This window comes from Streptomyces sp. NPDC006207, from assembly GCF_040613835.1.
Classification (GTDB): Bacteria; Actinomycetota; Actinomycetes; order Streptomycetales; family Streptomycetaceae; genus Actinacidiphila.
Genome location: NZ_JBEXSX010000008.1, coordinates 1 through 25618, shown reverse-complemented (window position 1 = coordinate 25618; position 25618 = coordinate 1). Strand labels below are relative to the sequence as shown.

The window sequence follows — 25618 nt, the reverse complement described above, 5'->3', positions numbered from 1 at the left end:
CTCACAGCGCCTTGGGCGGCTGTCCGGTGCCCGGCTCGGGCATCCGCCCGCGCCGCGTCCCCGGCTGAGTGCGCGGTTCCGGTTCCGGCTCCGGCAGCGCCGAGGGCGCCCAGTGCCGCAACGCCCCGGCCTCCAGGTCGATGTCGCGGCCCAGCGCCGCGAGGTCGTCGTCGGCGAAGCGACGGGCCCGGTCCTGGGCGGCCCAGCGCAGCGAATCCGCGGAGTGGGTGATGCGCCGCGTGCGCTCCTCCAGCTCGCCGATCCGGGCCGCGATGCGGGTGCGGTCGGGCTCGCGCTCCAGCAGCCGCAGCTCCGCGTCGAGCTCCCGGGCGTGGGAGCTCAGCCTGGCGAGCAGCGCCACGGCCTCGCTCAGCGACGGGTCGACGGCGGCCTGCCCCTCCAGTGCCGCTTCCGTGCTCGTGACGGACGTACGCAGCGCCAGGCGCAGCTCGGCGAGCTTCCCGGCGGGCCCGGGCCTGCTGTACCGGCGGGCCTTCAGGCCGGTGTCCTCGACCACGCGGCGGGCCTCGATGCTGGTGCGCTCCACCCCGCGCTTGACCGCCCGCGCCGTCTTGACCGCGGCAACGACACCGAGCGCCACGAAGGAGGCGAAGAGCAGCAGGATCACGGCGACGGCGACATCCACGGCGGCTCCTCTGCCCGGTCGGCCCGGTCCGTCCGACCGGCCCGATCTGCTCGATCGGTTGTATGCCCACCGTAAACGGACGGGGGCGGGCGAGGGTTCCGGGAGAACCCCCACCCGCCCCTTACACCGAGTGCGCCGACCTCCTCCGGCCTGCTCCGACCTGCTCCGGCCTGCTCCGGCCTGCTCCGGCCTGCTCCGGCCGGACGATCAGCCGCGCATCAGGCGCTCAGGCCATCACGCGGGGACGATGTTCACCAGCTTCGGCGCCCGCACGATCACCTTGCGGACCCCTGCGCCGTCCAGCGCGGCCACGACCGCAGGGTCGGCCAGGGCCTGGGCCTCCAGGTCGGCGTCGGAGATCGTCGGCGGCACCTCCAGACGGGCCTTGATCTTGCCCTTGATCTGGACGACGCAGGTGACGGTCTCGTCCACCACGTACGCCGGGTCGGCCACCGGCAGGTCCTCGTGCGCCAGGGAGCCCTCGTGCCCCAGCCGCCGCCACAGCTCCTCGGCGATGTGCGGGGCCAGCGGCGCGATCAGCAGCACCAGCGGCTCGGCGACCGAGCGCGGCACCGGACCGCCCGCCTTGGTCAGGTGGTTGTTCAGCTCGGTGATCTTGGCGATGGCGGTGTTGAAGCGCAGGCCCTCCAGGTCCTGGCGGACGCCGTCGATCGCCTTGTGCAGGGCGCGCAGGGTGTCCTCGTCCGGCTCGGCGCCGGTCACCGTGACCTCGCCGGTCGTCTCGTCCACGACGTTGCGCCACAGCCGCTGCAGCAGCCGGTACTGGCCGACGACCGCGCGGGTGTCCCAGGGCCGGGAGACGTCCAGCGGGCCCATCGCCATCTCGTACAGGCGCAGGGTGTCGGCGCCGTACTCGGCGGCGATCTCGTCCGGGGTGACGGCGTTCTTCAGGGACTTGCCCATCTTGCCCAGCTCGCGCTTGACCTGCTCGCCGCCGTACCACCAGCCGCCGTCGCGCTCCTCGACCTCGGCCGCCGGGACGGGGAAGCCGCGGCCGTCGCGGTAGACGTAGGCCTGGATCATGCCCTGGTTGAACAGCTTGTGGAACGGCTCCACCGACGACACGTGGCCCAGGTCGAACAGCACCTTGGACCAGAAGCGCGCGTACAGCAGGTGCAGCACCGCGTGCTCGGCGCCACCGACGTACAGGTCGACGCCGCCGTGCGGCTGACCCTCGCGCGGCCCCATCCAGTACTGCTCGATCTCGGGGTCGACCAGCTTCAGGTCGTTGTGCGGGTCCAGGTAGCGCAGCTCGTACCAGCAGGAACCGGCCCAGTTGGGCATGGTGTTGGTCTCGCGGCGGTAGCGGCGCACGCCGCGCCCGTCACCCAGGTCCAGCTCGACGTGGACCCACTCCGCGTTGCGGGACAGCGGGGTCTCCGGCTCGGTGTCCGCGTCGTCCGGTTCGAAGGTGCGCGGGGAGTAGTCCTCGACCTCGGGCAGTTCCAGCGGCAGCATCGACTCGGGCAGGGCGTGGGCGACGCCGTCCTCGTCGTAGACGATCGGGAAGGGCTCGCCCCAGTACCGCTGGCGGCTGAACAGCCAGTCGCGCAGGCGGAAGTTGATGGTGCCCTCGCCGATGCCGCGCTGCTCCAGGTACGCGATGACCTTGCGCTTGGCGTCGGCGACCTCCAGGCCGTTCAGGTCGATCTCGTCATTGGCGGAGTTGATCGCCGGGCCCTGGCCGGTGTACGCCTCGCCCTCCCAGCCCTCGGGCGGCCGGACGGTGCGGATGATGGGCAGCTCGAAGACGGTGGCGAACTCCCAGTCGCGCTCGTCCTGCCCGGGGACGGCCATGATGGCGCCGGTGCCGTAGCCCATCAGGACGTAGTCGGCGACGAAGACCGGGACGCGGGTGCCGGTCAGCGGGTTCACGGCGTACGCGCCGCTGAAGACGCCGGTCTTGTTCTTGCCTTCGGTCTGCCGCTCGACGTCCGACTTGGACTGGGCCTGCTTGCGGTACTCCGCGACGGCCTCGGCCGGGGTGGCCGCGCCGCCGGTCCAGGCGTCCTTGGTGCCCTCCGGCCAGGCGGCCGGCACCACGGTGTCGACCAGCGGGTGCTCGGGGGCCAGCACCATGTAGGTGGCGCCGAACAGGGTGTCCGGACGCGTGGTGAAGACGGTGATCGGGCTCTCGCCGTGGCCCTCGACCGCGAAGTCGACCTTGGCGCCCTCGGAGCGCCCGATCCAGTTGCGCTGCTGCAGCTTGATCGCCTCGGGCCAGTCCAGGGCGTCCAGGTCGGCCAGCAGGCGGTCCGCGTAGGCGGTGATGCGCATCATCCACTGGCGCAGCTTGGCCTTGAAGACGGGGAAGTTCCCGCGCTCGGAGCGGCCGTCGGCGGTGACCTCCTCGTTGGCCAGCACGGTGCCCAGGCCGGGGCACCAGTTGACCGGGGACTCCGAGGCGTACGCCAGGCGGTAATCGCCCAGGACGGCGTCACGCTCGGCGGGGCTCAGCTCGGCCCACGCCCGCCCCCCGGGTGTCTGCCGCTCGCCCTTCTCGAACTGCTCGACCAGCTCGCCGATGGGGCGGGCGCGGTCGGCCTGGGGGTCGTACCAGGAGTTGAAGATCTGCAGGAAGATCCACTGGGTCCACTTGTAGTAGTCCGGGTCGATCGTGGCGAACGACCGGCGCTTGTCGTGGCCCAGGCCCAGCCGGCGCAGCTGGGACTTCATGTTGTTCATGGCCGCCTCGGTGGTGACCCGAGGGTGCTCGCCGGTCTGCACGGCGTGCTGCTCGGCGGGCAGGCCGAAGGCGTCGAAGCCCAGGGTGTGCAGCACGTTGTGCCCGGTCATCCGCTGGAAGCGGGCGAAGACGTCGGTGGCGATGTAGCCCAGGGGGTGGCCGACGTGCAGTCCCGCACCCGAGGGATACGGGAACATGTCCATGATGAACTTCTTGGGCTTGGCCAGCTCGCCGTCCCCGGCCAGGTCACCGGTGGGGTTCGGGGCGGCGAAGGTCTGGTGCTCGTCCCAGAAGTCCTGCCAGCGGCTCTCGATGTCGGCGGCCAGGGCGGCCGTGTAGCGGTGGGGCGCAGCCGCCTCCGCGGCGGGGGTGGTCTCGCTCATCGTCCTTCGTACTCCATCGCTGTCATGACGGCCTGCGGCCCGGCCGCCGTACGGACATCTGCCTGCTCACTGCGGAAACGAAAAAGCCCCTCGCACAGGAGGGGCGCCGCACTGACATCGATCGTGGTCAGCGCGGCTTGCTAAGCAGAAGGCGTACGGCACGCATGCGGTCAGGGTACCCCAGAGCGGGAAGGGCCCGCACCGAGGTTCCCCCCGGTGCGGGCCCTTCCGTGCCGTTTCCGGACCTGATCAGCGGTGGTGCGGCCGGTACGAGTCGAGGTAGCCGCGTGCCGGGGTGCCGACGCCGGTCACGTCGTCGTAGCCGACGACCGCGGACAGCGAGCTGTCCTTGCCGAGGCTGCGGAGCGAGGTGATCGTGCCGTCCGCCGCGTCGAAGCCGTTGGCGTAGTCCACGCGGACGACCGCGAGGTCCTTGCCGCGGCCCAGCGGGTGGTCGGTCACGTCGTGGTACGCGCCGGTGCCGTAGCGGTCGTAGATCAGCGGGTTGGCGAAGCCGATCGGCACGCCGTGCCGGGCCTGCTGCGCCAGCGCCTGGACGCCCGCGATCACCGGTGCGGCGAGCGAGGTGCCGCCGATCCGGTACTCGCCGTACTGGAAGGACCCGTCCGGGAAGGCCTGGGTCTGGCCGACCAGGAAGCCGGTGTTCGGGTCGGCGACGGCCGAGATGTCCGGCTCGACGCGCTGCTTGACCGTGCCGCCGTTGGCCAGCGCGAGCGAGTTGGGAACCACGCCGCGCTGGTAGAAGGGCTGCGCGTAGAGCTTGCTGGTGCCGCCGCCGGCGCCGGAGGTGTAGGCGCCGGGGAAGGCCGTCCAGCTCGAGCCGTCCTCGGCCAGCGTGGCCTTCAGGGTGCCCCAGCCGGTCTCCCACTGGTACTTGTCGCCCTTGCCGACGGCGAGCGAGGTGCCGCCGACGGAGGTGACCCAGGGGGAGTTCGCCGGGGTGTCGACCTGCTTCGCGCCGTGCGCCGCGACGTTGTCGCCCGCGTCGCCGGAGGAGAAGTAGAAGCCGATGCCCTCGACCGCGCCGATCTGGAAGATCTGGTCGTACGCGGCGGCGATGTCCGGGGTCTCGTTGCTCTCGATGTCGCCCCAGGAGTTGGAGACGATGTCGGCGAGCCGGTGGTCGACGATCTTGCCGAGCGCGTCGAGCAGGTCGTCGTCGGTGCAGGAGGAGGCGCCGACGTAGGTGATGTCGGCGGCCGGGGCGACCGCGTGCACCGCCTCGACGTCCAGGGTCTCCTCGCCGTACCAGCCGGAGGCGTCGCACTCGTCGGGGCTCGTGTAGCGGTAGTCGGCCGGCAGCACCTGGGAGAGCTGGCCGCGCTTGTAGGCCGCGTCGCCGTTGCGGGCGGCGTACTTCTTGGCGTCGGCGACGATCGTCGGGGACGCGAACGCGTCGGTGATGGCGACGGTGACGCCCTTGCCGTTGTACGAGCCCGCGCCGTAGGCGGCGCGCAACTGCTTGCCCGTGTAGCCCTTGACGGCGTACGGGGCGCGCGTGCCGTAGGCGACCGGCAGCTTCTTGTTCGTGTTCGACCCGTAGTAGGTGGAGAAGGGGCCGGAGTTCTTGAAGACGGCGCCGGGCGGCGGCAGCGTGTCCTGGTGCTGCGCGCGCCGCGGGGAGTTGTCCAGGCCGGTGACGGTGAGCACCGCGCCGCCCAGGGAGGCGGGGACGGAGGCGGTCCCGGTCGGGGCGTGGTAGGTCTTGGCGCCCTTCGCGTAGTTGTGGAGCTGGGTGCCGAACGCCTGCTCCGCGTCGGCGACGTCGCCGGTCACGGTCAGGTAGTGCTCGTCGACGCCGGTGACCTTCAGCCCGGAGGACTCCAGCCACTGCCGCGTCTGCGCGATCTGCTGCGCGGAGGCGCCGAAGCGGGCCTTGGCCTGCTTCGCCGAGAGGAACGTGCCGTACGAGGCGGAACCGGGGTCGGACACGGCCTGGGCGTAGGCGGCCAGGCCCTGGGCGTCACGGCCGGCCAGGTACACCCGGAGGGTGACCTTGGCCGAGTCGGCGGTGGCGCCCTTGTCGGCCTTGGCGGTGGCCCAGGCCGGCTTGCTTCCGGCGAGGCTGTGACGTCCGTGCGGTGCGTCGGCCTGGGCGGTGGGTATGCCCATCGCCAGCGCACCGGCGACCAGAGGCAGTGTCGCTGCCAGGGCCAGGCCGGCCCGCCTTCTCGAGCGGGTTGAGCTCATGAAACCCCCTGCTGTGTGAAGTTCGCGCGGAGTGGCGGCGCGCCGGAGACGGCAGCGCGCGTGGACCGCCACGCCACTCTCGCGGTGAACAGCTCATGCCAGGGACATGTGTTCGCCAAGAAGGACTCAAGGAAGGCCCACGAAAGGGCAATTGGGGCGGCAATCCGATCCGGAATGCGGACATATGGTGCCGGAGAGCGGACGCTCCGGTGAAGGACCGATCATCCTTGCCGAACGGAGCCCGAACAAACCAACGTTAGCAGTTCGTAATGATCCTCATCCCGGGTTGTCGAAAGACGATCGTTCAGGCCACCCGTACGAGTTAGCGTCTGCCGCATGCGCACCAACCGACAGTCCCCGGACGGTCGCCGGACCCCCCCGATACCGGCGAGCGACATCCTGTCCGGGGCCCTTCGCGCCGCACGGTCGCCCCGCGCCTGGGCGATCGCCGGCACCGCCGCCGCCCTGCTCGTCCTCGCCGTCACCGCGGGTCCGTACCTGCGGGCGTTCCTGGACTTCGGCGCCGGCGTCCTCACCCTCGTCTCCCTGAGCTGCACCGTCATCTGGGGCCTGGTGTCCACCGACACCGTCTTCCTCGGCCCCCGCGAACGCCTGCTCACCCAGGGCATCCACCGCGGTCTGGGCGTCGCCGCTATCGGATTCCTGGTCCTGCACGTGACGACGAAGGTCGTCGAGGTGCGGGTCACCACCGCCGGCGCCTTCCTCCCCCTCGGCGTGACCGGCCGGGACGGCCTCATCGCCCTCGGCGTGCTCGCCGCCTACCTGATGATCCTGGCCGCCGCCACGGGCGCCATGCGCAGCGTCTTCGCCGCCAACCGGCACCCCGTGCGGTGGCGCATCCTGCACAGCACCGCCTACGCGTCCTGGTGCATGGCGCTGATCCACGGCCTGCAGTCCGGCCGCTCCGCCAAGTCCTGGATCATCGTCGCCTACGGGATCTGCCTGGTGGGTGTCGCCATCGGGCTGATCTACCGGCTCCGCAGGACCCGTGGCGAGGCGCTCTTCCCCGAGACGCGGGAGCGCTCGGCCTCCTTCCGCAAGCTCGGCGGCGAACGGGCCGCGTCCCGGGGCGGTTCCGGCCGCCGGCGTGCCGTGCCCCGGGAGGAGAACGGGCCCAGCCTGGCCAGCGCCTACAGCGAACCGCTGCCGCCGCTGCCCAACTTCCCCACCGCCCAGCAGTACACGGCTGTTCCTCCCCCGGCCCCGGACCGTACCCTCGGCATGGATCCCGCGGCCGCCACGATGCAACTGCCGCAGGTGCCCGCCGACCCCCAGGCGACGTACCAGCAGCAACCGCAGGTGCCGTACCAGCAGCAACCCCAGCAGACCGGCTGGGACGGCACTCCCGCATGGGGCACCCCGGTGCCGGACGGCAGGCAGGGCGCGGATCCGCTGGGAGCCGACAGGCTCCAGCCGATCGCCTGGCAGCAGTCCACGCCCGGACCCTATGAAGGACAACGATGAGCGTTCCCGCCATACCGGACCGGTCACCCGCCCCTCGCCCGGGGGCGGGTGATGTGCTCCCCGACGTGCGTACCGTCGGGCTGCCCCGGATCACCGCGGGGTTCGACGAGGTGGAGCGCCTGGACCGGGTGACCCACCTCAATGTGCACGGTTCCATGCCGAGCATGACCGAGGGCGAACTGCTCGACCTCGCCGAGCTGATGGGCCTGCGCGGCCGTGGCGGGGCGGGCTTCCCCTTCTACAAGAAGCTCAAGGCCGTCGGTGAGGCCGCACGCCGGCGCGGCTCGCCGACCGCGGTGATGGTCAACGGCTGCGAGGGCGAACCGGCCTGCCGTAAGGACGCCGTCATCCTGCGCCGCGCCCCGCACCTCATGCTGGACGGGGCCCTGCTGTGCGCCGAGATCCTCGGCGCCCGCGAACTGGTCATCAGCGTCACGCGCGACACCAACGAGCAGTCCGTGCGCGACGCCCTGGCCGAGCGGGGCCTGGGCACCAAACGGGGCCGCCAGCTGAGGGCCCGGATCGTGCGCATGCCGGAGCGCTTCGTGTCGGGCGAGTCCTCGGGCATCATCTCGGCGGCCAACGGCGGCCTCCCCCTGCCGCCCGGCAAGAAGGTGAGCGCGAGCGAGTCCGGCCTCGGCGGCATGCCGACGCTCTTCTCCAACACCGAGACCTTCACCCAACTGGCCATCGGCGCCCGCATGGGGGCGATCCGCTTCGGCTCCGCGGGCGCCCCGGGCGAGCCCGGTACGGCCATGCTGACGGTGTCCGGCTCGGTGCCCCGGCAGACGGTCGTGGAGACCCCGACGGGTGTGCCGATGTCGTACATCCTGCAGATGTGCGGCGGGAACCCGGGGCAGGGCGTGCTCGTCGGCGGCTACCACGGCAACTGGATCGACCCCAGCGTCGCCTCGATGGTGACCATCGCCCGCGAGAGCCTGGAGGCCCACAAGGCCACCCTGGGCGCGGGCGCCCTGCTCCCGCTGGACCCGGGACTGTGCCCGCTGGGCGAGTCGCTGCGGGTCGCGCAGTGGCTGGCCGCCGAGACGGCCGGGCAGTGCGGGCCGTGCCGCCTCGGGCTGCCCCGTATGGCCGGACTGCTGCAGGACGTGCTCAACGGCGGCGGGCAGGCCGCGCTGGAGCAACTGCGGCAGACCGCGGTCGCGGTGAAGGGGCGCGGGGTGTGCAAGCACCCCGACGGCTCGATGCGCTTCGTGATGTCCACCATCAACGCCTTCACCGACGACCTCGCCGCCCACGTCCTCGGCGGCGGCTGCGGCCGCCCCACCGTGGGCGTGCTGCCGCTGCTGAAGTCCGACCCGCCGGCGCCGCGGGGTGGCGCCCCCGTCGGCGCCGCCGCGCAGACCAGCAACAAGCGGCTGAACGTCGACTGGACGCTGTGCAAGGGCCACGGCCTGTGCGCCGGCGTCCTCCCGGAGATCGTACGGCTGGACCGGGACGGCTACCCCGACATCGCCGGCACGCCCGTCCCGCCGCACCTGGACGCGGCCGCTCAGCGCGCGGTGGCCCGCTGCCCCGCACTGGCGCTGCGCATGGAGGAGGGCGGCCGCCGCTGACCCCGGCCACACGCGGGAGGGCCCGGCGCCGTCGCGGTGCCGGGCCCCTCCGGCGTACGGACCGCGGTGCGCCGGGGCATACGAAGAACCCGCCCGGTCGTGACGACCGGACGGGCAGTGTCCGCGGTGGGAAGTGGAGCTACGGGGATTCGAACCCCGGACCTCTTGCATGCCATGCAAGCGCTCTACCAACTGAGCTATAGCCCCGCGATGCCGTTCTCCCGGGTTCCCCCGGCGACCTGGGATACATTACACGGCCCCGGGGCAGGTACGCCAAATCGATTCCTGGCCCGCGGGCACGGCGCCCGGTACTGTCGGCTGACCCCGCCCCGGAAGAATCTGGAGAAGGCCGCAGTGACCGCGACGCAGCCGATCGCCGACACCGCGGCGCGCAGCTCCCGGGTCGGCAGGCCCACCCTCGTCGCGGCGCTGGTGTGCCTGGTGTCCTTCGCGGCGTTCTGGGCCGCCCAACGCGCGGCACACGTCTCGATGATCGACCTCACCGTCTACCGGGCCGAGGGCTGGTCGGTGCGGGGCGGGGACGACCTGTACGCGATGCGGGTCACCCACGCGCAGCTGCCCAACACCTATCCGCCGTTCGCCGCGCTGCTCTTCACGTCCCTGACACTGCTGGGCCCGGGTGCCGCGCGGATCGCGGCGACCGCGGTCAACCTCGGCCTGCTGGTCGTCCTGGCCCATCTGTCGCTCCGGCTGGCCGGGCTGCCGCGGCGGCTGCCCGCGGCGGCAGCCGCACTGGGCGTCGCGGCGGGCGCGGTGTGGTGCGAGCCGGTCTGGACGACGCTGCGGTACGGCCAGATCAACCTGCTGCTCGCGGTGCTCGTGCTGGGGGACCTCGCCGGGCGCAGGGGCCGGGTCGCGGGCATCGGCATCGGCATCGCAGCGGGCATCAAGCTGACACCGCTGCTGTTCGTGGCCTTCCTGGCCGTCGGCGGGGCGGTGATCGCCTGGCGGCGGCGGGAGCGCTGGAACACCTGGCTGCGGTCGGCCGCCGTGGCGTCCGTCACCTTCGCCGCGACCATCGGCCTTTCCGCGCTCGTCCTGCCGCGCGACTCCCGGCGCTTCTGGACGGAGGTCGTCCTCTCCGCCGACCGCGCCGGCAACGGCGAGGACACGGCCAACCAGTCGCTGCGGGGCGTCCTCGCCCGCGCCCTGCACACCGGCGATCCCGGCACCTGGTGGCTCGTCGCGGCACTCCTCGTGGGCGCCGTGGGCGTGGCCGTCGCCACCGCCCACCTGGCGGCCGGGGAACTCGCCTGGGCGGTCCTGTCCTGCGCCGTCACGGCACTGCTGGTCAGCCCCGTCTCCTGGTCGCACCACTGGGTGTGGGCGGTCCCCCTGGTCGTCCTGCTGGCAGGCCAGGCCCTGCGGCGGAGCCGTCCCGCACGCTGGTGGGCCGGCGCCGCCGCGTACGCCGTCCTCTTCTGCTCGTACGCGCTCTGGCTCACCCCGCACGGCGACGGCGTCTCGCGTCCCGAACTCCACCAGTCCTCCGGGCAGATGGCCCTCTCGGCGGTCTACCCGGCCGCCGGGGCCGCGTTCTTGTGCCTGTCGGCGGCCGTCGCCGTCGCCCGGCGCCGCCCTCGCGCACCGCGCAGGACCCCCGTGGCGGCGGCCTGAGCGGCGCTCAGGCCCTCCGCCGCCGCAGCACCGCCACGAGCGCTCCGGCCGCCGCGGTGGCCGCCAGGGCGGCGGAGGTGACCGCGACGGCGTGCGCCGAGGAGTGGGCGGCGCTCAGCCGGCCCAGGAACAGCGTGCCGAAGGAGGCCACCCCGATCAGCTGACCGAGCTGGGTGACGGTGGCCAGCAGGCCACTGGCGTCCGCGGCGTCCTCGGGACGGACCTGCCCCAGGGCGAGGGTCAGGGTGGGGCTGAAGGAGGCGCCCAGCCCCAGGCCGACACCGAACAGGGCCACCAGGAAGGCCGGTTCGTGCTGCTGCCCGTCCCGCAGCAGCAGGCCGATCGCCGCGAAGGACGCGCCGGCCACGATCAGTCCGCCCGGCGCCAGCCAGGCGTGGGCACGCGCGGGCAGCCGGCGCCAGGTGAGCCCGGTGCCGCCGAAGGAGACGGCCGCGGCGCTGAAGGTGAGCCCGGTGTGCAGGGCGCTGAGGCCCAGCCCGCTCTGCAGGTGGAGCGCGATGGCGAACAGGAACCCGGCGTTGAGGGCCATGGCGACCCCGATGACGGCGACGGAACGGAGCATGCCGGGTGCCCGCAGGACCCGCGAGGAGACCAGCGGCGCGCCACCGCGCCGGGCGAGCCGGGTCTCCAGCACGGCGAAGACCACGCACAGCACGACGCTGAGGCCGAGGCAGACCCAGCCCCACGCCGGCCAGCCCTCCTCCTGCCCCAGCACCAGGGGCACGGTGAGCAGGGTCACGGCCGCGCCGAGGGTGACCAGCCCGGGCAGGTCGAGACCGCGGCGGCGCTCGGCGGCGCCCTCGGGGTCGCGCGGGACGACCCGCGGGACCAGGACGAGCAGGACGAGCCCGATGGGGACGTTCACCAGGAAGGCCGGGCGCCACCCGGTGCCGAACAGGTCGGCGCTGACCAGCAGCCCGCCCAGGGACTGCCCGGCGGCGGCACCGGTGGCCAGGACGGCCGCGTAGACGCCGAGGGCGCGCACCCGCCGTTCGCCGGAGAAGTTGCGCTGGATGAGGCTGAGCACCTGCGGGATCATCAGGGCGGACCCGGCCCCCTGCACCAGTCGGAACGCGGTCAACTGCCCCGTCGACCCGGCGAGTCCGCAGGCCAGGGAGGCGGCGGTGAAGACGGTGAGCCCGGCCAGGAACGCCCTGCGGTGGCCCCACAGGTCACCGGTCCTGGCACCGGTGATGAGCAGGACGGCGTAGGAGATGGTGTAGCCGGCCACGATCATCTGCAGCCCGGCACCCGAGGCGTGCAGGTCGGTGCGGATGGTGGGCGCGGCCACGTTGACGATGAAGACGTCCAGCAGGGCCATGAACTGACCGGTGAGCAGGACGCCGAGCAGCTGTCCGGCACGCGGTCCGCGGCGGCCCGGAGGGCCGGCCGGGGCACGGCGTGCGGTAACGGTGGGATTCGCCATGGTCCGAGGCTGCGGGCGGTCCCGTACCGGTAACGAGAGCCCCCGGATCCTGGTACCGACAGCACCTGGCAGCCCAGCGTGGACGGGCGGACGATGGGCGCATGGCCGTACCGTCCCCGCGCCGCACCGAGCTCGCCGCCTTCCTGCGCAGCCGCCGCGAGCGCATCCGGCCGGAGGACGTCGGCATGCCGCCCGGCCTGCGCCGCCGTACGCCCGGGCTGCGGCGGGAGGAGGTCGCGCAGCTCGCCGGGGTGGGGGTGACCTGGTACACGTGGCTGGAGCAGGGCCGGCCGATCAACGCCAGCGTGCAGGTGCTGGACGCGGTGGCGCGCATCCTGCGGCTGGACGTGGCCGAGCGCAAGCACCTGTACCGGCTGGCGGGCGTGCCCTTCGTCCGCGAGCCGGTCTCCGACGCCGAGGCGGTGGGCGAGGAGGTGGAGGGCATCGTCGACGCCCTCGACCCGCTCCCGGCGGTGGTCTACAACGCCCGTTACGACGTGCTGGCCTGCAACTCCGGTTACCGGCGGCTCTTCCCCCAGGTGCGGATCGCCTCCCGCGCCGACCGCAACGTGCTGCTGCGCCTGTTCACCGGCCCGCCGTGCTGCTCGGCGTACGTCAACCGGGACGCCGAGCTGCCCCGGATGGTCGCGCAGCTGCGCGCCTCGTACGGCCGGCACGTGGGCGAACCGGCCTGGGAGTCCTTCGTCGGGCGGCTGGTCCGGGAGAGCGCGGAGTTCGCGCAGATGTGGGCGAGCGGGGACGTGGCGGCTCCGGGACAGCGGATCAAGGTGATCCATCACGCCTCGGTCGGCAGGATCCGGCTGACCTCGACCTCGCTGGCGGTCCAGGCGATGCCGGAGCACCGGATCGTGGTCTACACGCCGGCCGACGAGGAGAGCCGGGAGCTGACGGCGCGGCTGCGGGAGCTGGACGACCCGCTGGTGGGCTGCCCCCGGCACGCGCGCCCGCTCTCGGCGCTCGCCGCGGAACAGGAGCCGGCCGCGGAACGGACCGGGTGAAACGCGAGGATCCCGCCTCCCCTGGGGGAGACGGGATCCGATACCGCTGTGGAGCTACGGGGATTCGAACCCCGGACCTCTTGCATGCCATGCAAGCGCTCTACCAACTGAGCTATAGCCCCGCTGTCCTCGGGCTTTCCGCCCGGCGAACGAGAAGAAGCTTAGCCGGTCAGGGCCGGATTCCTGAAATCGGCTGCGCCCCGGCCCCGCCCCGGCTCCCGGCCCCGTCAGTCGTCGTCGCCGAGCACCGGCTCGGGCAGGGTCCCGGCGTTGTGCTCCAGCAGCCGCCAGCCGCGGGCGCCCTCGCCGAGGACCGACCAGCAGGTGTTGGACAGCCCGCCGAGCGCCTCCCAGCTGCGCGGGTCCAGCCCGAGGAGCCGGCCGATGGTGGTGCGGATGGCGCCGCCGTGGCTGACGACGACCAGCACACCGCCGTCGGGCAGCTTGTCGGCCGCCGCGAGCACCACCGGGGCGGCCCGGTCGGCGACCTCGGTCTCCAGCTCGCCGCCGCCGCGCCGCACGGGCTCGCCGCGCTTCCAGGCCGCGTACTCCTCGCCGTAGCGCTCGGTGATCTCGTCGTGGGTCAGGCCCTGCCACACGCCCGCGTAGGTCTCCCGCAGGCCCTCGTCGTACGAGATGTCCAGCTCCGTGACCGCGGCCAGTTCGGCGGCGGTGTCGGCGGCGCGCTGCAGGTCGGAGGAGATGATCGCGTCCGGCTGCAGCGCGGCCAGCAACCGGGCGGCGCGCTTGGCCTGCGCGACGCCGGTCGAGGTCAGCGGGATGTCCGTGGAGCCCTGGAAGCGGCCCTCCACGTTCCAGGAGGTCTGTCCGTGCCGCCAGAAGACGACGCGGCGGCCGCGACCCCGCGTGTGGCCGTTCAGATCAGCTCTCCGTCCTCGTCGGCGGCCGCGGTGGCGCGGGCGTGCTCCTCGGCCTTGCCACGGGTGGCGACGGCGTCCTTGGGGAGCTCGAGCTCGGGGCAGTCCTTCCAGAGCCGCTCCAGCGCGTAGAAGACCCGCTCCTCCGAGTGCTGGACGTGCACCACGATGTCGACGTAGTCGAGCAGGACCCAGCGCCCCTCGCGCTCCCCCTCACGGCGCACCGGCTTGACGCCGAGCTCCTCCTGCAGCCGCTCCTCGACCTCGTCGACGATGGCCTTCACCTGGCGGTCGTTGGGCGCGGAGGCCAGCAGGAACGCGTCGGTGATGGAGAGGACGTCGCTGACGTCGTAGGCGATGATGTCGTGCGCGAGCTTGTCGGCGGCCGCCTGGGCGGCGGTCTGAATGAGCTCGATGGAGCGGTCCGTGGCGGTCACAGGTAAGGCTTTCCGGTCGGGGACGTCGTACGTCCAGGGTCTCACGGACCGCGCTCGGTCCCCGACCGGTTATGGACCGCCCCGGGTCAGTTCTTCTCCGGCGGGCTGTAGTCCTGGCCCAGGACCACCGTGATGTCGGCGTTGGAGGCCACGCCGCCCTTCTTGGCGGCCTTGGCGGACAGGCCCAGCGTCTTGGCCAGCTCCTCCGCGTTCGTCTTCTGGTCGGCGTCGGCGTACAGGACCTGCGAGGTGGCCCGGGTGTCCGCGGTGGCGCCGGAGACGAAGGTGTAGCCGCCGCCGACGATCTGCACCTGGGCCTCGCCGGTGTTGGCGGCGACGCCGGTCGCGTTGCGCAGGGTGACCCGGGGGATGCCGTCGGAGTCGGTGTTGGTGACGGTGCCGCCGAGCACCTTCTTGACCACGTCCTCGGTGGCCTTCTCGCTCAGCGTGCCGTCGGGCTCCACCGGCAGCGCCTCGGTGGTGTAGTCACCGCCCTTGGCCTCCTCCGACAGGGCCGCCAGGCTGCTGCCGAGGTCCTTCTCGGTCAGCGGGGGCTCGATGACCTGGTTGAGCCCCTCGACGGTCTTGGTCGCCAGGTCCGGGTCGCTGTACATCTTCTTCAGCACGGCCTGGACGACCTGCCCGAAGCGGGCCAGCTGCTTGTCGGGCCCCTCGCCCGGTCCCCGGTAGACGGCGTACGCGACGGCGGCCTGGCCGCCCAGCTCCTGCTGCTTGCCGGGCTTGACGAGGGTCTTGCCGTCCTGCTTCTTGCCTGCCTTCACCGTGGCGTCGGTGTCGACGAGGACTCCGCCGAGGGACTCGACGAGGTTGTCCAGGTACGGGGTGTCCAGCCGCCAGGTGCCGCTGATCTTGGTGCCGAGCAGACCTTCCAGCGCCTCACGGGTGGGGGCGGAACCGTTCTCCACGACGGACTTGCCGAGCGTGGTGCTGCCGCCGTCGTCGCTGCTCACGGCGAGCGAGTTCGGCAGCAGGACGGTGGTGCCCTTCTTGGTGGTCGAGTTGCTGACCAGCAGCGCGGTCGAGGTCGCCTCGCTGCCGACCGGGCGCAGGTGCAGCACGATGACGTCGCGCTTCTGGCCGCCCGCGGCCTGCTGGGCGGTCCCGGAGTCCCCGCCGAGGCCGGGGATCTTGCCGGCCTTCCACAGGTAGCCGACGCCGCCGACGGCGGCCAGCACCAGGACGACGACCGCGGCGACCACGCGGTTGCGGCCGCGGCGCCTGGCCTCCTCGCGCCGCTCGGTGCGGGACTCGGTGAACTTCAGCCAGTCGATGACCTCTTCCGACTCCTCGGTCTCCTCGTCGACGAAGGAGAACTGGCCGGTGTGGTAGTCGGCTTTGGCCGCGGCGGAGCGGCCGGCGGCGGGCCGGGCCGGCGGCTCCTCGAAGGCGGGCTGCCGCTGGGCCGGAGGGGCCTGCGGCGGGGTCTGCGGGGGTGCCGGCGGCTGCTGTCCGTACTGCTGCTGCTCGTGGTACGGCTCCTGGTACTGCGGCTGCTGCGGGATCCACCCCTGGTACTGCTGCGTCTGCTGGGGCTGTTGGGGGTGCTGGGGTTGCTGCTGCGGCGGCTGCGGTTGCTGGTACTGCTGCTGCTCCTGCGGGTAGTACGGCTGCCCGGAGTACCCCTGCTGGTCCTGGTAGGACTGCTGCCGGCCGGTCTGCTCACCGGTCTGCTGGGCGTACGGGTCGTACTGGCCGTACTCGTTGCCGTAACCGTTTGCGTAGTCGCCTTGCTGCTGTGCGTAGGGGTCTTCTCCGTAGGGATCCTGACCGCCCCGCTCGGGTGTTCCCTCGGCGTATTGCCATCGGGGGTAGTCGTTCACTGGGGACCCCTCCAGTTGCCGATCAGCCGCTGATCACTTACCGGTACAGCCTGCGTTTGTCGATGTAGCGGACGACGCCGTCGGGCACGAGGTACCAGACCGGCTCCCCCTTGGCGACCCGCTGACGGCAGTCGGTCGAGGAGATCGCCAGGGCGGGCACCTCCACCAGGGAGACCCCGCCGGCCGGGAAGCCGGGGTCGGACAGGGTGTGCCCGGGGCGGGTGACGCCGATGAAGTGCGCCAGCGAGAACAGCTCCTCGGCCTTGCGCCAGGAGAAGATCTGGGCCAGCGCGTCCGCACCCGTGATGAAGAACAGCTCCGCCTCGGGGTGCTCGGCCCGCAGGTCGCGGAGCGTGTCGATGGTGTACGTGCGGCCACCGCGCTCGATGTCGCTGCGGCTGACCGAGAACTGCGGGTTCGACGCGGTGGCGATCACCGTCATCAGGTAGCGGTCCTCGGCCGCCGACACCTTCTGCTCGCTCTTCTGCCAGGGCCGGCCGGTGGGCACGAAGACCACTTCGTCCAGCTGGAAAAGGTGCGCCACCTCGCTGGCCGCCACGAGGTGACCGTGGTGGATGGGATCGAACGTCCCACCCATCACACCGATTCGCTCCTTCATGCGGATAGACCCTACCCGCATCGCCTGATCGAGCTCAGCGGTCGCGGTTGAAGCGGGTGGTGATGAAGAGCAGCAGCAGCAGCGCGAACAGCGCGCCACCGCCCGTGAGGTAGGGGCTCAGGCTCTCGTGGTTGCCGCCGCCCTCGCCCTCGGCGAGCGTGGTCAGAACGGCGGCGGTCGCGTAGGAGGTCATTCGGCTGTCCCTTGGTGGCTTCGGGGTCTGTCGACGGGCGGAGGACTCGGCAACATCGTACGGGCGGCCGGGGTGGAACTTCGCGGTGGCTCCGCGCGTCCTCACTAGGTACCCAACGGCCGAACAGGGGGGCGGGGACATATGTCCGGTCCGAACGATTCGAGTGGTGCGAACGGCGGCACGAGCGGCGGTGAGCGGCTGCCCGGACGCAACCGGCGGCGCTTCGAGGGCATCTCCTCGCGCGCGTACGAGCACCCGGCGGACCGTTCCGCGCTGGTGGCACTGCGCAAGCTGAGCGGCTTCGACACCGTCTTCAAGGCGCTTAGCGGCCTGCTGCCGGAGCGCTCGCTGCGGCTGCTGTTCCTCTCGGACTCGGTGCGCGTCGGCGACCAGCAGTTCGCGCACCTCAACGACATGCTGCGGGACGCCTGCTACATCCTCGACCTGCCCAAGGTCCCGGCGATGTACGTCACCCAGGACCCGCAGCCCAACGCGATGTGCATCGGGCTGGACGAGCCCATCATCGTCGTGACCACCGGGCTGGTGGAGCTGCTGGACGAGGAGGAGATGCGGGCCGTCGTGGGCCACGAGGTCGGCCACGCGCTGTCCGGCCACTCCGTCTACCGCACGATCCTGCTCTTCCTGACCAGCCTGGCGCTGCGGGTGGCGTGGATACCGCTCGGCAACCTCGCGATCATGGCGATCGTCACCGCACTGCGCGAGTGGTTCCGCAAGTCGGAGCTCTCCGCGGACCGTGCCGGACTCCTGGTCGGCCAGGACCTGCAGGCCTCGATGCGCGGCCTGATGAAGATCGCCGGCGGCAACCACCTGCACGAGATGAACGTGGACGCCTTCCTGAAGCAGGCCGAGGAGTACGAGGAGTCCGGCGACCTGCGCGACTCCGTGCTGAAGATCCTCAACGTCCTGCCGCGCAGCCACCCGTTCACCACGGTGCGGGCCGCGGAGCTGAAGAAGTGGGCGGCGAGCCGCGACCACCAGCGCATCATGGACGGCCACTACCCGCGGCGCAGCGAGGACAAGGACACCTCGGTCTACGACTCGTTCAAGGAATCCGCGAGCCACTACGCCGAAACGGTGAAGACGAGCAAGGACCCGCTCATGAAGCTGCTCTCCGACATCGGGGCGGGGGCCGGCGACGTCGGCGGCCGGCTGCGCGACCGCTTCACCGGGACGCCGGGCTCGGGCTCCGGCCCGTCAGGGCGCCCGCCGAAGGACTCGCAGGACCCGCCGCCGGAGGGCTGATCCCCGGTCCGGCCGCCGGGGCCGGGGCCAGCACCCCGCACACCGAGCCGATCTCGTGGCGGTGGTCGTAGGGGTCGACCCCGGGCTCCACCGGCGGCCGCTGCCCGGCCAGCAGCGGCAGAAAGTGCGCCACGGGGGCGGTCACGCAGGACAGCGGCCCGGCCTCGACGGCGGCCCGCAGCAGTTCCACGTGCTTGTCGCGCAGGTCCGCGCGGTCGAAGCGCAGCCGCAGCTCACGCCGCACGGTGAACAGCGAGGCCTGGCCGCTGCCCCCGGTGGCGGCCTGCACGACGTAGACCAGGGTGTGGTCCGTGACGACCTCCAGGGCCTCCTCCCCCGCCTCGGACACGGTCATGGTGCCGCGCACCTTGACCTCGTCGTCGGCGAGGGCGACGCGGGCGGGGTCGAAGCGCACCAGCCAGCCGGTCGCCGCGTGGCGCCCGTCGTCGGCGGGCCGCTCCAGGCTCCGGTCGAACTGGTCGAGCTGCCCGGGGTCCAGCATGGTGCGCACCGTGCGGATGTCCCCGCCGGTCAGCGCGTCGGGATCGGCGGAGGAGGCGACCAGGTAGTCCTTGGCGGAGACCAGGGCCTGCATGACCTGGCTCTCGCTGAAGTGCGCGGTGCGGCGCGCCGGCGGCAGGGCGTACCCGGTCCCGCCGGCCCGGTAGTGCTCGGCGCGCTGCCCGGCGAACGGCCGGGACCGGTCCACGGCGGCCACCGCGGCCGTGGGGGCGAGCGGCAGCAGGGTGATCTGCAGCGACTGCGCCACGGGAGGGGCGGGCTGGTCGTAGGGATTGCGTATGCCCAGGTAGACGGCGGTGCCGAAGGCCACGGCGATCAGGAGGACGAGGACCAGGGCCTGGCGCGGGGCGCCGCCACGGGCCCAGAGCCGACGGGTGCGCACCGAGCGGGCCGATCCGTCCAGCCGCTCCCGCGCGGAGAACTCCTGTATCCGGGCAGCGCGGACGAACGATTCGTCGAAGACGACGGATCGGTACTCGTCCTCACCACCTCCCGGGGAGCCCTCGGGGTTCCCCTCCGGTGGGTCTCCAGGCCCGGCCATACAACAAGCGTAGGTCTGTCAGGGCCCTTTAAAACGTCCTGGTACGAGACAAGTTCGCCAGGCGCTCATGGGGTGTGGCTGACCGCCACCGGGGGTAGCGACGGGGCTCCGATCCGGCCCGTCGGGGAGGGCGGTACGGAGGGCTGGCGGGCCCCTCCGGCGCCCCGGTAGACCGCCGCGAAGGTCAGGGCGACGACACCGATGCCCATCACCACGGCGAGCACCCACGCCACGGTCCGGTGCCAGCGGCCGTGCCCCCGGTACGGGCGGCGCTGGGCGTAGAGGTCCTCGTACTCCTCGTCCTCCGCGGAGTGCTCGGTCTCCTCCTGGTCGTACGGACCGCTGCCGTCCTCCGCGCCCAGCACACGCGGGCGGGACGCCTCTGCCTCGGCCTGTGCCGTGGCGGCGGCGAGCATGCGCTCGTGGGCGCTCGGTTCGTGGAAGGCAGCCGCCCGTATGAAGGCCTCATCGAGCACCACGGACGCGAATTCGTCATCCGCGCCACCGTGGTCCTCGCCGTCCGGGAACGGCTTGCCCCCCAGTTCGTCCGGCACCCGTCCAGAATAGGGCCGATGACGCGGATTGGGCAGGCCGCTCGGAAACTCCGTCCGTCCGCCGGGGCCGGTCAGCCGCGGACGTGGCCGTCCCCGGTGTAGACGTACTTGGTCGAGGTCAGCTCCGGAAGGCCCATCGGCCCCCGGGCGTGCAGCTTCTGGGTGGAGATGCCGATCTCCGCGCCGAAGCCGAACTGCCCGCCGTCGGTGAACCGGGTCGAGGCGTTGACGGCGACGGCCGCGGAATCCACCAACCGGGTGAAGCGCCGGGCGGCCGGCTGCGAGGTGGTGACGATGGCCTCGGTGTGCCCGGAGGACCACAGACGGATGTGCTGCACGGCTGCGTCCAGCGAGTCCACCACGGCTGCGGCGATGTCGAGGCTCAGGTACTCCGTCTCCCAGTCCTCGGCGGTGGCCGGGACGACGGTGGCCTTGGTGCCGCTCTTCTCGGCCAGTTCCCGCACCCGCTCGTCGGCGTGCACGGTGACCCCGGCCCCGGCCAGCGCGTCCAGGGCGCGCGGCAGGAAGTCGGCGGCGATGTCCCGGTGCACCAGCAGCGTCTCGGCGGCGTTGCACACGCTCGGGCGCTGCGCCTTGGAGTTGAGCAGGACCGCGACGGCCGTGTCGAGGTCGGCCTGCGCGTCCACGTACACATGGCAGTTGCCGGTGCCGGTCTCGATCACCGGGACGATGGACTCCTCGACCACCGTCTTGATGAGGGAGGCGCCGCCGCGCGGGATGAGCACGTCGACCATGCCGCGGGCGCGCATCAGCTCGCGCACCGACTCCCGGCTCTCCCCCGGCACCAACTGGACGGCGTCGGCGGGCAGTCCGGCGCCGCCGACCGCGTCGCGCACCACCGTCACCAGCGCGGAGTTGGAGTGGCACGCGGAGGAGGAGCCGCGCAGCAGCACCGCGTTGCCGGACTTCAGGCACAGCGAGGCCGCGTCCACGGTGACGTTGGGCCGGGCCTCGTAGATGATGCCGACCACGCCCAGCGGCACGCGGATCTGGCGCAGGTCCAGCCCGTTGGGCAGCGTGGAGCCGCGCACCACCTCGCCGACCGGGTCGGGCAGGCCGGCCACGTCCCGCACGTCGGAGGCGATGGCGCGGACCCGCTCGGGGGTCAGCGTCAGCCGGTCCACGATCGCCTCGCCGGTGCCCGCCTCACGGGCGCGGGCGACGTCCTTGGCGTTGGCCTCGACGATCTCCCGCGTGCGGACGACCAGGGCGTCGGCGATGGCCAGCAGCGCGTCGTCCTTCACCGAGCGCGGCAGCGGCGCGAGGTCTTCGGCGGCCGCACGGGCGCGGTAGGCGGCCTGCAGCACCGGGCTCTTCGGCCACGGCGAGGGCAGGGAGGCGGCGAGGTCGTCGTTGCTGTGGCTGCGGCTGCTCATAGCGGCCAGGGTACGGCGTGGGCGCCGGCCGGCGGGACGGCTTTCCGGCCGGTGAGACCGTGCCGCGCACGGCGGCCCGGCCGGTGCGGCTCAGTAGGGGTGCACGCCGAGGGGCGCCGCCGGGGGCGGTCCGTAACCCTCCGCGAGGCGCTGGTGGTAGGTGTCCCGGTCGATGACCTCCAGGCCCACCGTCTCCCAGGGCGGCAGGTTGGCGGAGGAACGGTGCTCGCCCCACAGCCGCAGCGCGATCGCGGCGGCGTCGTGCAGGTCGCGGGCCTCCTCCCAGTACCGGATCTCGGCGTGGTCGGCCGCGTACCGGCTGGTCAGCAGGAAGGGGTGGTCGTTCGCGAGCTGCTCCAGCGCGCGCCGCACCTCGGCGAGCGGGGCCTCGGGCCCGCAGACGCTGAGCGTCACGTGCCAGAGCCGGGACACGGGGCGCTCCCGCGCGGGCGGGGCGGTGTCGTCGCTCGTCACGCTGACCAGTGTCCGCTCCGCCGTCCCTCGGGACGACGATGCCCCTGGGCGCCCTCGTCTCACCGGCGGCCTCCCTGTCGTCCCTGTCGTCGCGTCCCTGGCCGGATTCCGTGCTCCGCCCTCAAAGTCCAGCAGCCCGGAAGCGGGCGCGGGGCGGTTTTCACGAAGTAACCACGAAGGAGGTCCGCCTCAGTGGTGCAGGAGTACGAGGTCGTCCCGGTGCACGACCTCGCGCTCGTAGGCGGGGCCGAGCTCCCGCGCCAGTTCACGGGTGGAGCGCCCGAGCAGCCGGGGCAGCTCCTTGGCGTCGAAGTTCACCAGGCCCCGCGCGACGGCGTGGCCGGAGGTGTCGCGCAGTTCGACCGGGTCGCCGGCGGTGAAGTGGCCCTCGACCGCCGCGATGCCGGCCGGAAGCAGCGAGGTGCGGCGCTTGACGACCGCCTGCACGGCGCCGTCGTCCAGGATGAGCGCGCCAAGCGGGGTGGAGGCGTGGGCCAGCCACAGCAGCCGGTCGGCGGAGCGCTTGCCCGTGGCGTGGAAGAGGGTGCCGGTCCGCCGTCCGGCCAGGGCGTCCGCGGCCTGCGAGGCGGAGGTGAGGACGACCGGGATGCCGGCGCCGGCGGCGATCCGGGCGGCCTCGACCTTGGTGACCATGCCCCCGGTGCCGACGCCGGCCTTGCCCGCGCTGCCGATGGAGACGCCCTCCAGGTCCCGCGGCCCGTGGACCTCCTCGATGCGCGAGGTGCCCGGGAGGGCGGGGTCGCCGTCGTAGAGCCCGTCGACGTCGGAGAGCAGGACGAGCAGGTCGGCACGGACCAGGTGGGCGACGAGGGCGGCGAGGCGGTCGTTGTCGCCGAAGCGGATCTCGTCGGTGGCCACCGTGTCGTTCTCGTTCACGATCGGCAGGGCGCCCATGGCGAGCAGCTTGTCCAGCGTGCGGTAGGCGTTGCGGTAGTGCGCCCGGCGGCTCATGTCGTCGGAGGTGAGCAGCACCTGCCCGACCCGTACGCCGTACCGGGCGAAGGAGGCCGTGTACCGGGCGACGAGCAGGCCCTGGCCGACGCTGGCGGCGGCCTGCTGCCGCGCCAGGTCCCGGGGCCGCCGGGTGAGCCCGAGCGGCGCCAGGCCGGCGGCGATGGCGCCGGAGGAGACCAGGACGACCTCCTTGGCTGCCGCGCCCTCCTGGGTCCCGCGCGCCTTGGCCAGCACGTCCACGAGGGCGTCCACCCGGTCGGCGTCCAGGCCGCCGGCCGCCGTCGTCAGCGACGACGACCCGACCTTGACCACGACCCGCCGGGCCTCCGCCACGTCCTGCCTCGCGCTCGCCACGTCCGTCCCTTCCCTCTCCCTGCTTCGCAATCTACGGCAGTGGGGCGACCGGGCGCTGCCGCCTTCCACCCACCGGACGGCGACTGGGACAACGCGTACGGGGCAGACGCGCCGTGAAGCCCGCGCCCGAACACCCCTTGACGAGATATGAAATTCATATAAGGGACTCTTCACTCCGTAAGTAAAAAAGTCACAAGAGAACCACCTCAATGGGAACGATTTGCCTGCGGATTCGAACACGGGGCAGCGTGCACGGGTACGGCGAACCGGCACCCCGGGCGGCCCAGCGCACGCTCGCGCGTCCGGGCGGTTCCGCCGGGCCGCCGAACGTACGACGATGGGAAGTTGCCGCTGTGAAACGTGCCGTGGGGAAACGGCCGGGAGTCCACCACTTCGGCCTCCTTCTGGCCCAGATGTGCGCCCTGATCGCGCAGGTGGTGGGCGTGGCCCTGCCCAACGGGGCCCTGATGGCGGGCGCCGCCCTCGCCGGTTGCGCCGCCGACGTCTGCCTGCACGCCGGCAAGCGCCCGCCGCCCAAGGCACTCGGGCTGCTCCAGGCGGAGGCGGTCACCCGGCAGTCCCTGCGCGACCTGCTGCTGATCGTCGGACTGCTGCGCCTGGACCAACGGGAGTCCGTGCTGTTCCACCTCGTGTGCCTCGGCGGCCTGTTGTACGTCCACGGCGCGCACATCGCCCTCCAGGGCGGGGCGGCGCTGGTGCAACGCGCACGCCGGCTCCCCGTCGTCACACGCAACATCGACACGTCCGAACTGCCGCTGCCCGCCCCGCCACCGCCCCTGATTACCCGTCAGCCGGGCCTGCGGCTGCTGCTGGTGGGGAGCCCGGCGACCTTCGGGCTGAGCGTGGCCGCGGCGACCGGGGCCACGGCGTACGCCGCCGACGGCGTCGCCCTGTCCGCGCTGCTGGCCACCGTGGCGCTGGCCCTGCTCGCCCGGTCCTTCATGCCCGGCAGGCGGCCACCGGGCGCGGACGAGGTCCTCGAGTGGTTCGACCGCTGGCTCGAGCGCTACCAGCCCACGGTCGGCATGTACTTCTCCGGGGGAGCGAGTTCCGCTTACCAGGCGAACATGTGGCTGGCCCCCCTGGCCGAGCTCGACGGGCGGCCGGTGATCCTGCTGCGCGAGCGCGGGATGGTGCCGCGCATCGGCCCGACCGATCTCCCCATCGTGTGCCTGCCGAAGGTCGCCGACCTCATGCGGCTCGGCGACTCCAGCCTCAAGGTGCTGCTCCACCCGGCCAACGCGCCCAAGACCTCACAGGTGCTGCGCATCCCGTCGATCATGCACGCCTTCGTCAACCACGGCGAGAGCGACAAGCTGTCCAGCTGCAACCCGTACGCGAAGGCGTACGACGAGGTCTGGGTGGCGGGCCCCGCGGCCCGGGAGCGTTACGCGCTGGCCGAGGTGGGCGTGGCCGACGAGGACGTCGTGGAGGTCGGCCGTCCGCAACTGGCCGGGATCCGGCCACATTCGGGCCCACCGGCGCCCGGGAGCACCCTCACGGTGCTCTACGCGCCCACCTGGGAGGGGTGGACCGACGACCCCGGCAACACCTCGATCACGGTGGCCGGTGAGGCCATCGTCCGCCGGTTGCTCGCCGAGCCCGCCGTCCGCGTGCTCTACCGCCCGCACCCGCTCACCGGCAGCGTCGACCCGCGGGCCGGTGCCGCCCACCGGCGGATCGTCGAACTGATCGAGGACGCCAACCGCCGGCGCCGTACGGACTCCGCCCTCCCCGGGCAGCGCGACCTCCTCCGGCACAGCGAGCGCGAACTGGCCCGGCTGACCGCCGCCTGGTCGCTGCCCGACGCCGACGACCTGGAGCGCATGGCCGACCGCGGCACGACGGGGGACGAGAGCGTCGCAGGCGCCGTACGACGGGCGACCGCGGCCTGGGAGGCCGCGTACTGGGCGGCGCATCCCGCGGACGAGCACCTGGTGATCGTCGAGGAGCGTCCCGGCCTCTACTCCTGTTTCGACCACTGCGACCTCCTGATCACCGACGTGTCCAGCGTGATTTCCGAGTTCCTGGTGAGCGGCAAGCCCTACGCGGTGACGAACACCACCGACCGGAGCGAGGCGGGATTCCGCGCGTCCTTCCCCACCGTGCGGGCCGGGACGGTACTGACCCCTGACGCGGCGGGACTGGGCGAGCTGCTGGCCGTGGTGCGCGGCACGGCCGAGGACACGCTGGCCACCGCGCGCGCGAACCTGAAGGAACACCTGCTGGGCCCGGCGGCGCCGTCCTCCGCGGAGCGCTTCCAGGAGGCCGTGCACGCCCTGGCGGCCCGGGTGGACGAGCGGCGGGCCAGGACGGCGGCGCGGAGCGCCCCCCAGGCCGTCCCACGGCAGCGCGCCGGGGTCGCGTGACCGGCACCACGGACGCGGGAGGGGGGCTGCGACGGAACGAGATCGTTCCGTCGCCCCGGGTGTGCGC

20 protein-coding genes and 2 tRNA genes are annotated in these 25618 nt (G+C 72.7%); 6 read left to right on the top strand and 16 right to left on the bottom strand.

What is annotated here, in order from left to right; translation table 11 throughout:
• Position 1 precedes the first annotated feature (1 nt).
• The 3 genes from ABZ312_RS08155 to ABZ312_RS08145 all read right to left on the bottom strand — a co-directional run bounded on the left by ABZ312_RS08155 (position 2) and on the right by ABZ312_RS08145 (position 5947).
• Positions 2-646 carry a hypothetical protein gene (locus tag ABZ312_RS08155; protein ID WP_500322967.1) on the bottom strand — a complete coding sequence of 215 codons (645 nt, stop codon included), beginning with the start codon at positions 644-646 and terminating at the stop codon, positions 2-4.
• 234 nt (positions 647-880) lie between these two features.
• Positions 881-3736 (bottom strand): leucine--tRNA ligase, encoded by a 2856-nt coding sequence (leuS, locus tag ABZ312_RS08150; protein ID WP_500322966.1) that lies wholly within the window; start codon positions 3734-3736, stop codon positions 881-883.
• Between the two features lie 249 nt (positions 3737-3985).
• Positions 3986-5947 (bottom strand): S53 family peptidase, encoded by a 1962-nt coding sequence (locus ABZ312_RS08145; protein ID WP_500322964.1) that lies wholly within the window; start codon positions 5945-5947, stop codon positions 3986-3988.
• Positions 5948-6283: 336 nt separating this feature from the next.
• On the opposite strand from ABZ312_RS08145, the gene ABZ312_RS08140 reads away from it, so the two are divergent.
• Both ABZ312_RS08140 and ABZ312_RS08135 read left to right on the top strand, forming a co-directional pair.
• Positions 6284-7432 (top strand): hypothetical protein, encoded by a 1149-nt coding sequence (locus tag ABZ312_RS08140; RefSeq protein WP_500322963.1) that lies wholly within the window; start codon positions 6284-6286, stop codon positions 7430-7432.
• Positions 7429-9009, top strand: a complete 1581-nt coding sequence (locus ABZ312_RS08135; protein WP_500322961.1) for an NADH-ubiquinone oxidoreductase-F iron-sulfur binding region domain-containing protein — start codon at positions 7429-7431, stop codon at positions 9007-9009. Before ABZ312_RS08140 ends, ABZ312_RS08135 begins: the two co-directional genes overlap by 4 nt.
• A gap of 134 nt (positions 9010-9143) precedes the next feature.
• On the opposite strand, the gene ABZ312_RS08130 is transcribed toward ABZ312_RS08135, so the two are convergent.
• A tRNA-Ala gene (locus ABZ312_RS08130) sits at positions 9144-9216 on the bottom strand.
• Between the two features lie 147 nt (positions 9217-9363).
• Here ABZ312_RS08130 and ABZ312_RS08125 point away from each other — a divergent pair.
• On the top strand, positions 9364-10647 hold the full coding sequence (locus ABZ312_RS08125; protein WP_500436846.1) for a glycosyltransferase 87 family protein: 1284 nt from the start codon (positions 9364-9366) through the stop codon (positions 10645-10647).
• 7 nt (positions 10648-10654) lie between these two features.
• On the opposite strand, the gene ABZ312_RS08120 is transcribed toward ABZ312_RS08125, so the two are convergent.
• On the bottom strand, positions 10655-12094 hold the full coding sequence (locus ABZ312_RS08120; RefSeq protein ID WP_500322957.1) for an MFS transporter: 1440 nt from the start codon (positions 12092-12094) through the stop codon (positions 10655-10657).
• 101 nt (positions 12095-12195) lie between these two features.
• Here ABZ312_RS08120 and ABZ312_RS08115 point away from each other — a divergent pair, with 101 nt between their 5' ends.
• Positions 12196-13113 carry a helix-turn-helix transcriptional regulator gene (locus tag ABZ312_RS08115; protein WP_500436845.1) on the top strand — a complete coding sequence of 306 codons (918 nt, stop codon included), beginning with the start codon at positions 12196-12198 and terminating at the stop codon, positions 13111-13113.
• 49 nt (positions 13114-13162) lie between these two features.
• Here the strand turns inward: ABZ312_RS08115 and ABZ312_RS08110 are convergent.
• From ABZ312_RS08110 to ABZ312_RS08085, 6 genes are all read right to left on the bottom strand, one after another.
• Positions 13163-13235 (bottom strand) — tRNA-Ala (locus ABZ312_RS08110).
• A 105-nt stretch (positions 13236-13340) separates the two neighbouring features.
• Positions 13341-13994 carry a histidine phosphatase family protein gene (locus ABZ312_RS08105; protein WP_500323059.1) on the bottom strand — a complete coding sequence of 218 codons (654 nt, stop codon included), beginning with the start codon at positions 13992-13994 and terminating at the stop codon, positions 13341-13343.
• Entirely contained in the window at positions 13991-14428 is a 438-nt protein-coding gene (rsfS, locus tag ABZ312_RS08100; RefSeq protein WP_499511854.1) for an RsfS/YbeB/iojap family protein, read from the bottom strand. Before rsfS ends, ABZ312_RS08105 begins: the two co-directional genes overlap by 4 nt.
• Positions 14429-14514: 86 nt before the next feature.
• Positions 14515-16269: an LCP family protein gene (locus ABZ312_RS08095; RefSeq protein WP_500436843.1), complete on the bottom strand. Its 1755-nt coding sequence runs from the start codon at positions 16267-16269 to the stop codon at positions 14515-14517.
• A gap of 37 nt (positions 16270-16306) precedes the next feature.
• A complete protein-coding gene (gene nadD, locus ABZ312_RS08090) occupies positions 16307-16888 on the bottom strand; it encodes a nicotinate-nicotinamide nucleotide adenylyltransferase (RefSeq protein ID WP_499511856.1) in 582 nt (193 codons plus the stop codon).
• A gap of 34 nt (positions 16889-16922) precedes the next feature.
• Positions 16923-17081: a hypothetical protein gene (locus tag ABZ312_RS08085; protein ID WP_018556595.1), complete on the bottom strand. Its 159-nt coding sequence runs from the start codon at positions 17079-17081 to the stop codon at positions 16923-16925.
• Positions 17082-17222: 141 nt separating this feature from the next.
• On the opposite strand from ABZ312_RS08085, the gene ABZ312_RS08080 reads away from it, so the two are divergent.
• Entirely contained in the window at positions 17223-18344 is a 1122-nt protein-coding gene (locus ABZ312_RS08080; RefSeq protein WP_500322951.1) for a M48 family metallopeptidase, read from the top strand.
• Here the strand turns inward: ABZ312_RS08080 and ABZ312_RS08075 are convergent.
• From ABZ312_RS08075 to proB, 5 genes are all read right to left on the bottom strand, one after another.
• Positions 18265-19407, bottom strand: coding sequence for an SCO2583 family membrane protein (locus tag ABZ312_RS08075; RefSeq protein ID WP_500356862.1), 1143 nt, complete (start codon positions 19405-19407; stop codon positions 18265-18267). The two genes, ABZ312_RS08080 and ABZ312_RS08075, sit on opposite strands and share 80 nt — an antisense overlap.
• A gap of 65 nt (positions 19408-19472) precedes the next feature.
• Complete coding sequence (locus ABZ312_RS08070) at positions 19473-19961, bottom strand: SCO2584 family spore wall biosynthesis protein (protein WP_500322949.1); 489 nt, start codon at positions 19959-19961, stop codon at positions 19473-19475.
• Positions 19962-20032: 71 nt separating this feature from the next.
• Positions 20033-21358 carry a glutamate-5-semialdehyde dehydrogenase gene (locus tag ABZ312_RS08065; RefSeq protein WP_500322948.1) on the bottom strand — a complete coding sequence of 442 codons (1326 nt, stop codon included), beginning with the start codon at positions 21356-21358 and terminating at the stop codon, positions 20033-20035.
• A 90-nt stretch (positions 21359-21448) separates the two neighbouring features.
• The gene (locus tag ABZ312_RS08060; RefSeq protein WP_499511861.1) at positions 21449-21895 is read right to left on the bottom strand and encodes a DUF8830 family protein; all 447 of its coding nucleotides are present in this window, start codon (positions 21893-21895) and stop codon (positions 21449-21451) included.
• 126 nt (positions 21896-22021) lie between these two features.
• A complete protein-coding gene (gene proB, locus ABZ312_RS08055) occupies positions 22022-23140 on the bottom strand; it encodes a glutamate 5-kinase (protein WP_500323057.1) in 1119 nt (372 codons plus the stop codon).
• Between the two features lie 386 nt (positions 23141-23526).
• Here proB and ABZ312_RS08050 point away from each other — a divergent pair, with 386 nt between their 5' ends.
• Positions 23527-25551, top strand: a complete 2025-nt coding sequence (locus ABZ312_RS08050; RefSeq protein WP_500322947.1) for a hypothetical protein — start codon at positions 23527-23529, stop codon at positions 25549-25551.
• Positions 25552-25618: the final 67 nt, after the last annotated feature.

What these genes read in the sequence shown, in the direction of transcription:
- ABZ312_RS08145 (WP_500322964.1), bottom strand. Translation starts at nt 5,947, where the DNA reads ATGAGCTCAACCCGCTCGAGAAGGCGGGCCGGCCTGGCCCTGGCAGCG.
- ABZ312_RS08140 (WP_500322963.1), top strand. Translation starts at nt 6,284, where the DNA reads ATGCGCACCAACCGACAGTCCCCGGACGGTCGCCGGACCCCCCCGATA.
- ABZ312_RS08065 (WP_500322948.1), bottom strand. Translation starts at nt 21,358, where the DNA reads ATGAGCAGCCGCAGCCACAGCAACGACGACCTCGCCGCCTCCCTGCCC.
- nadD (WP_499511856.1), bottom strand. Translation starts at nt 16,888, where the DNA reads ATGAAGGAGCGAATCGGTGTGATGGGTGGGACGTTCGATCCCATCCAC.
- leuS (WP_500322966.1), bottom strand. Translation starts at nt 3,736, where the DNA reads ATGAGCGAGACCACCCCCGCCGCGGAGGCGGCTGCGCCCCACCGCTAC.
- ABZ312_RS08075 (WP_500356862.1), bottom strand. Translation starts at nt 19,407, where the DNA reads ATGGCCGGGCCTGGAGACCCACCGGAGGGGAACCCCGAGGGCTCCCCG.
- ABZ312_RS08115 (WP_500436845.1), top strand. Translation starts at nt 12,196, where the DNA reads ATGGCCGTACCGTCCCCGCGCCGCACCGAGCTCGCCGCCTTCCTGCGC.
- ABZ312_RS08085 (WP_018556595.1), bottom strand. Translation starts at nt 17,081, where the DNA reads ATGACCTCCTACGCGACCGCCGCCGTTCTGACCACGCTCGCCGAGGGC.
- ABZ312_RS08080 (WP_500322951.1), top strand. Translation starts at nt 17,223, where the DNA reads ATGTCCGGTCCGAACGATTCGAGTGGTGCGAACGGCGGCACGAGCGGC.
- ABZ312_RS08120 (WP_500322957.1), bottom strand. Translation starts at nt 12,094, where the DNA reads ATGGCGAATCCCACCGTTACCGCACGCCGTGCCCCGGCCGGCCCTCCG.
- ABZ312_RS08135 (WP_500322961.1), top strand. Translation starts at nt 7,429, where the DNA reads ATGAGCGTTCCCGCCATACCGGACCGGTCACCCGCCCCTCGCCCGGGG.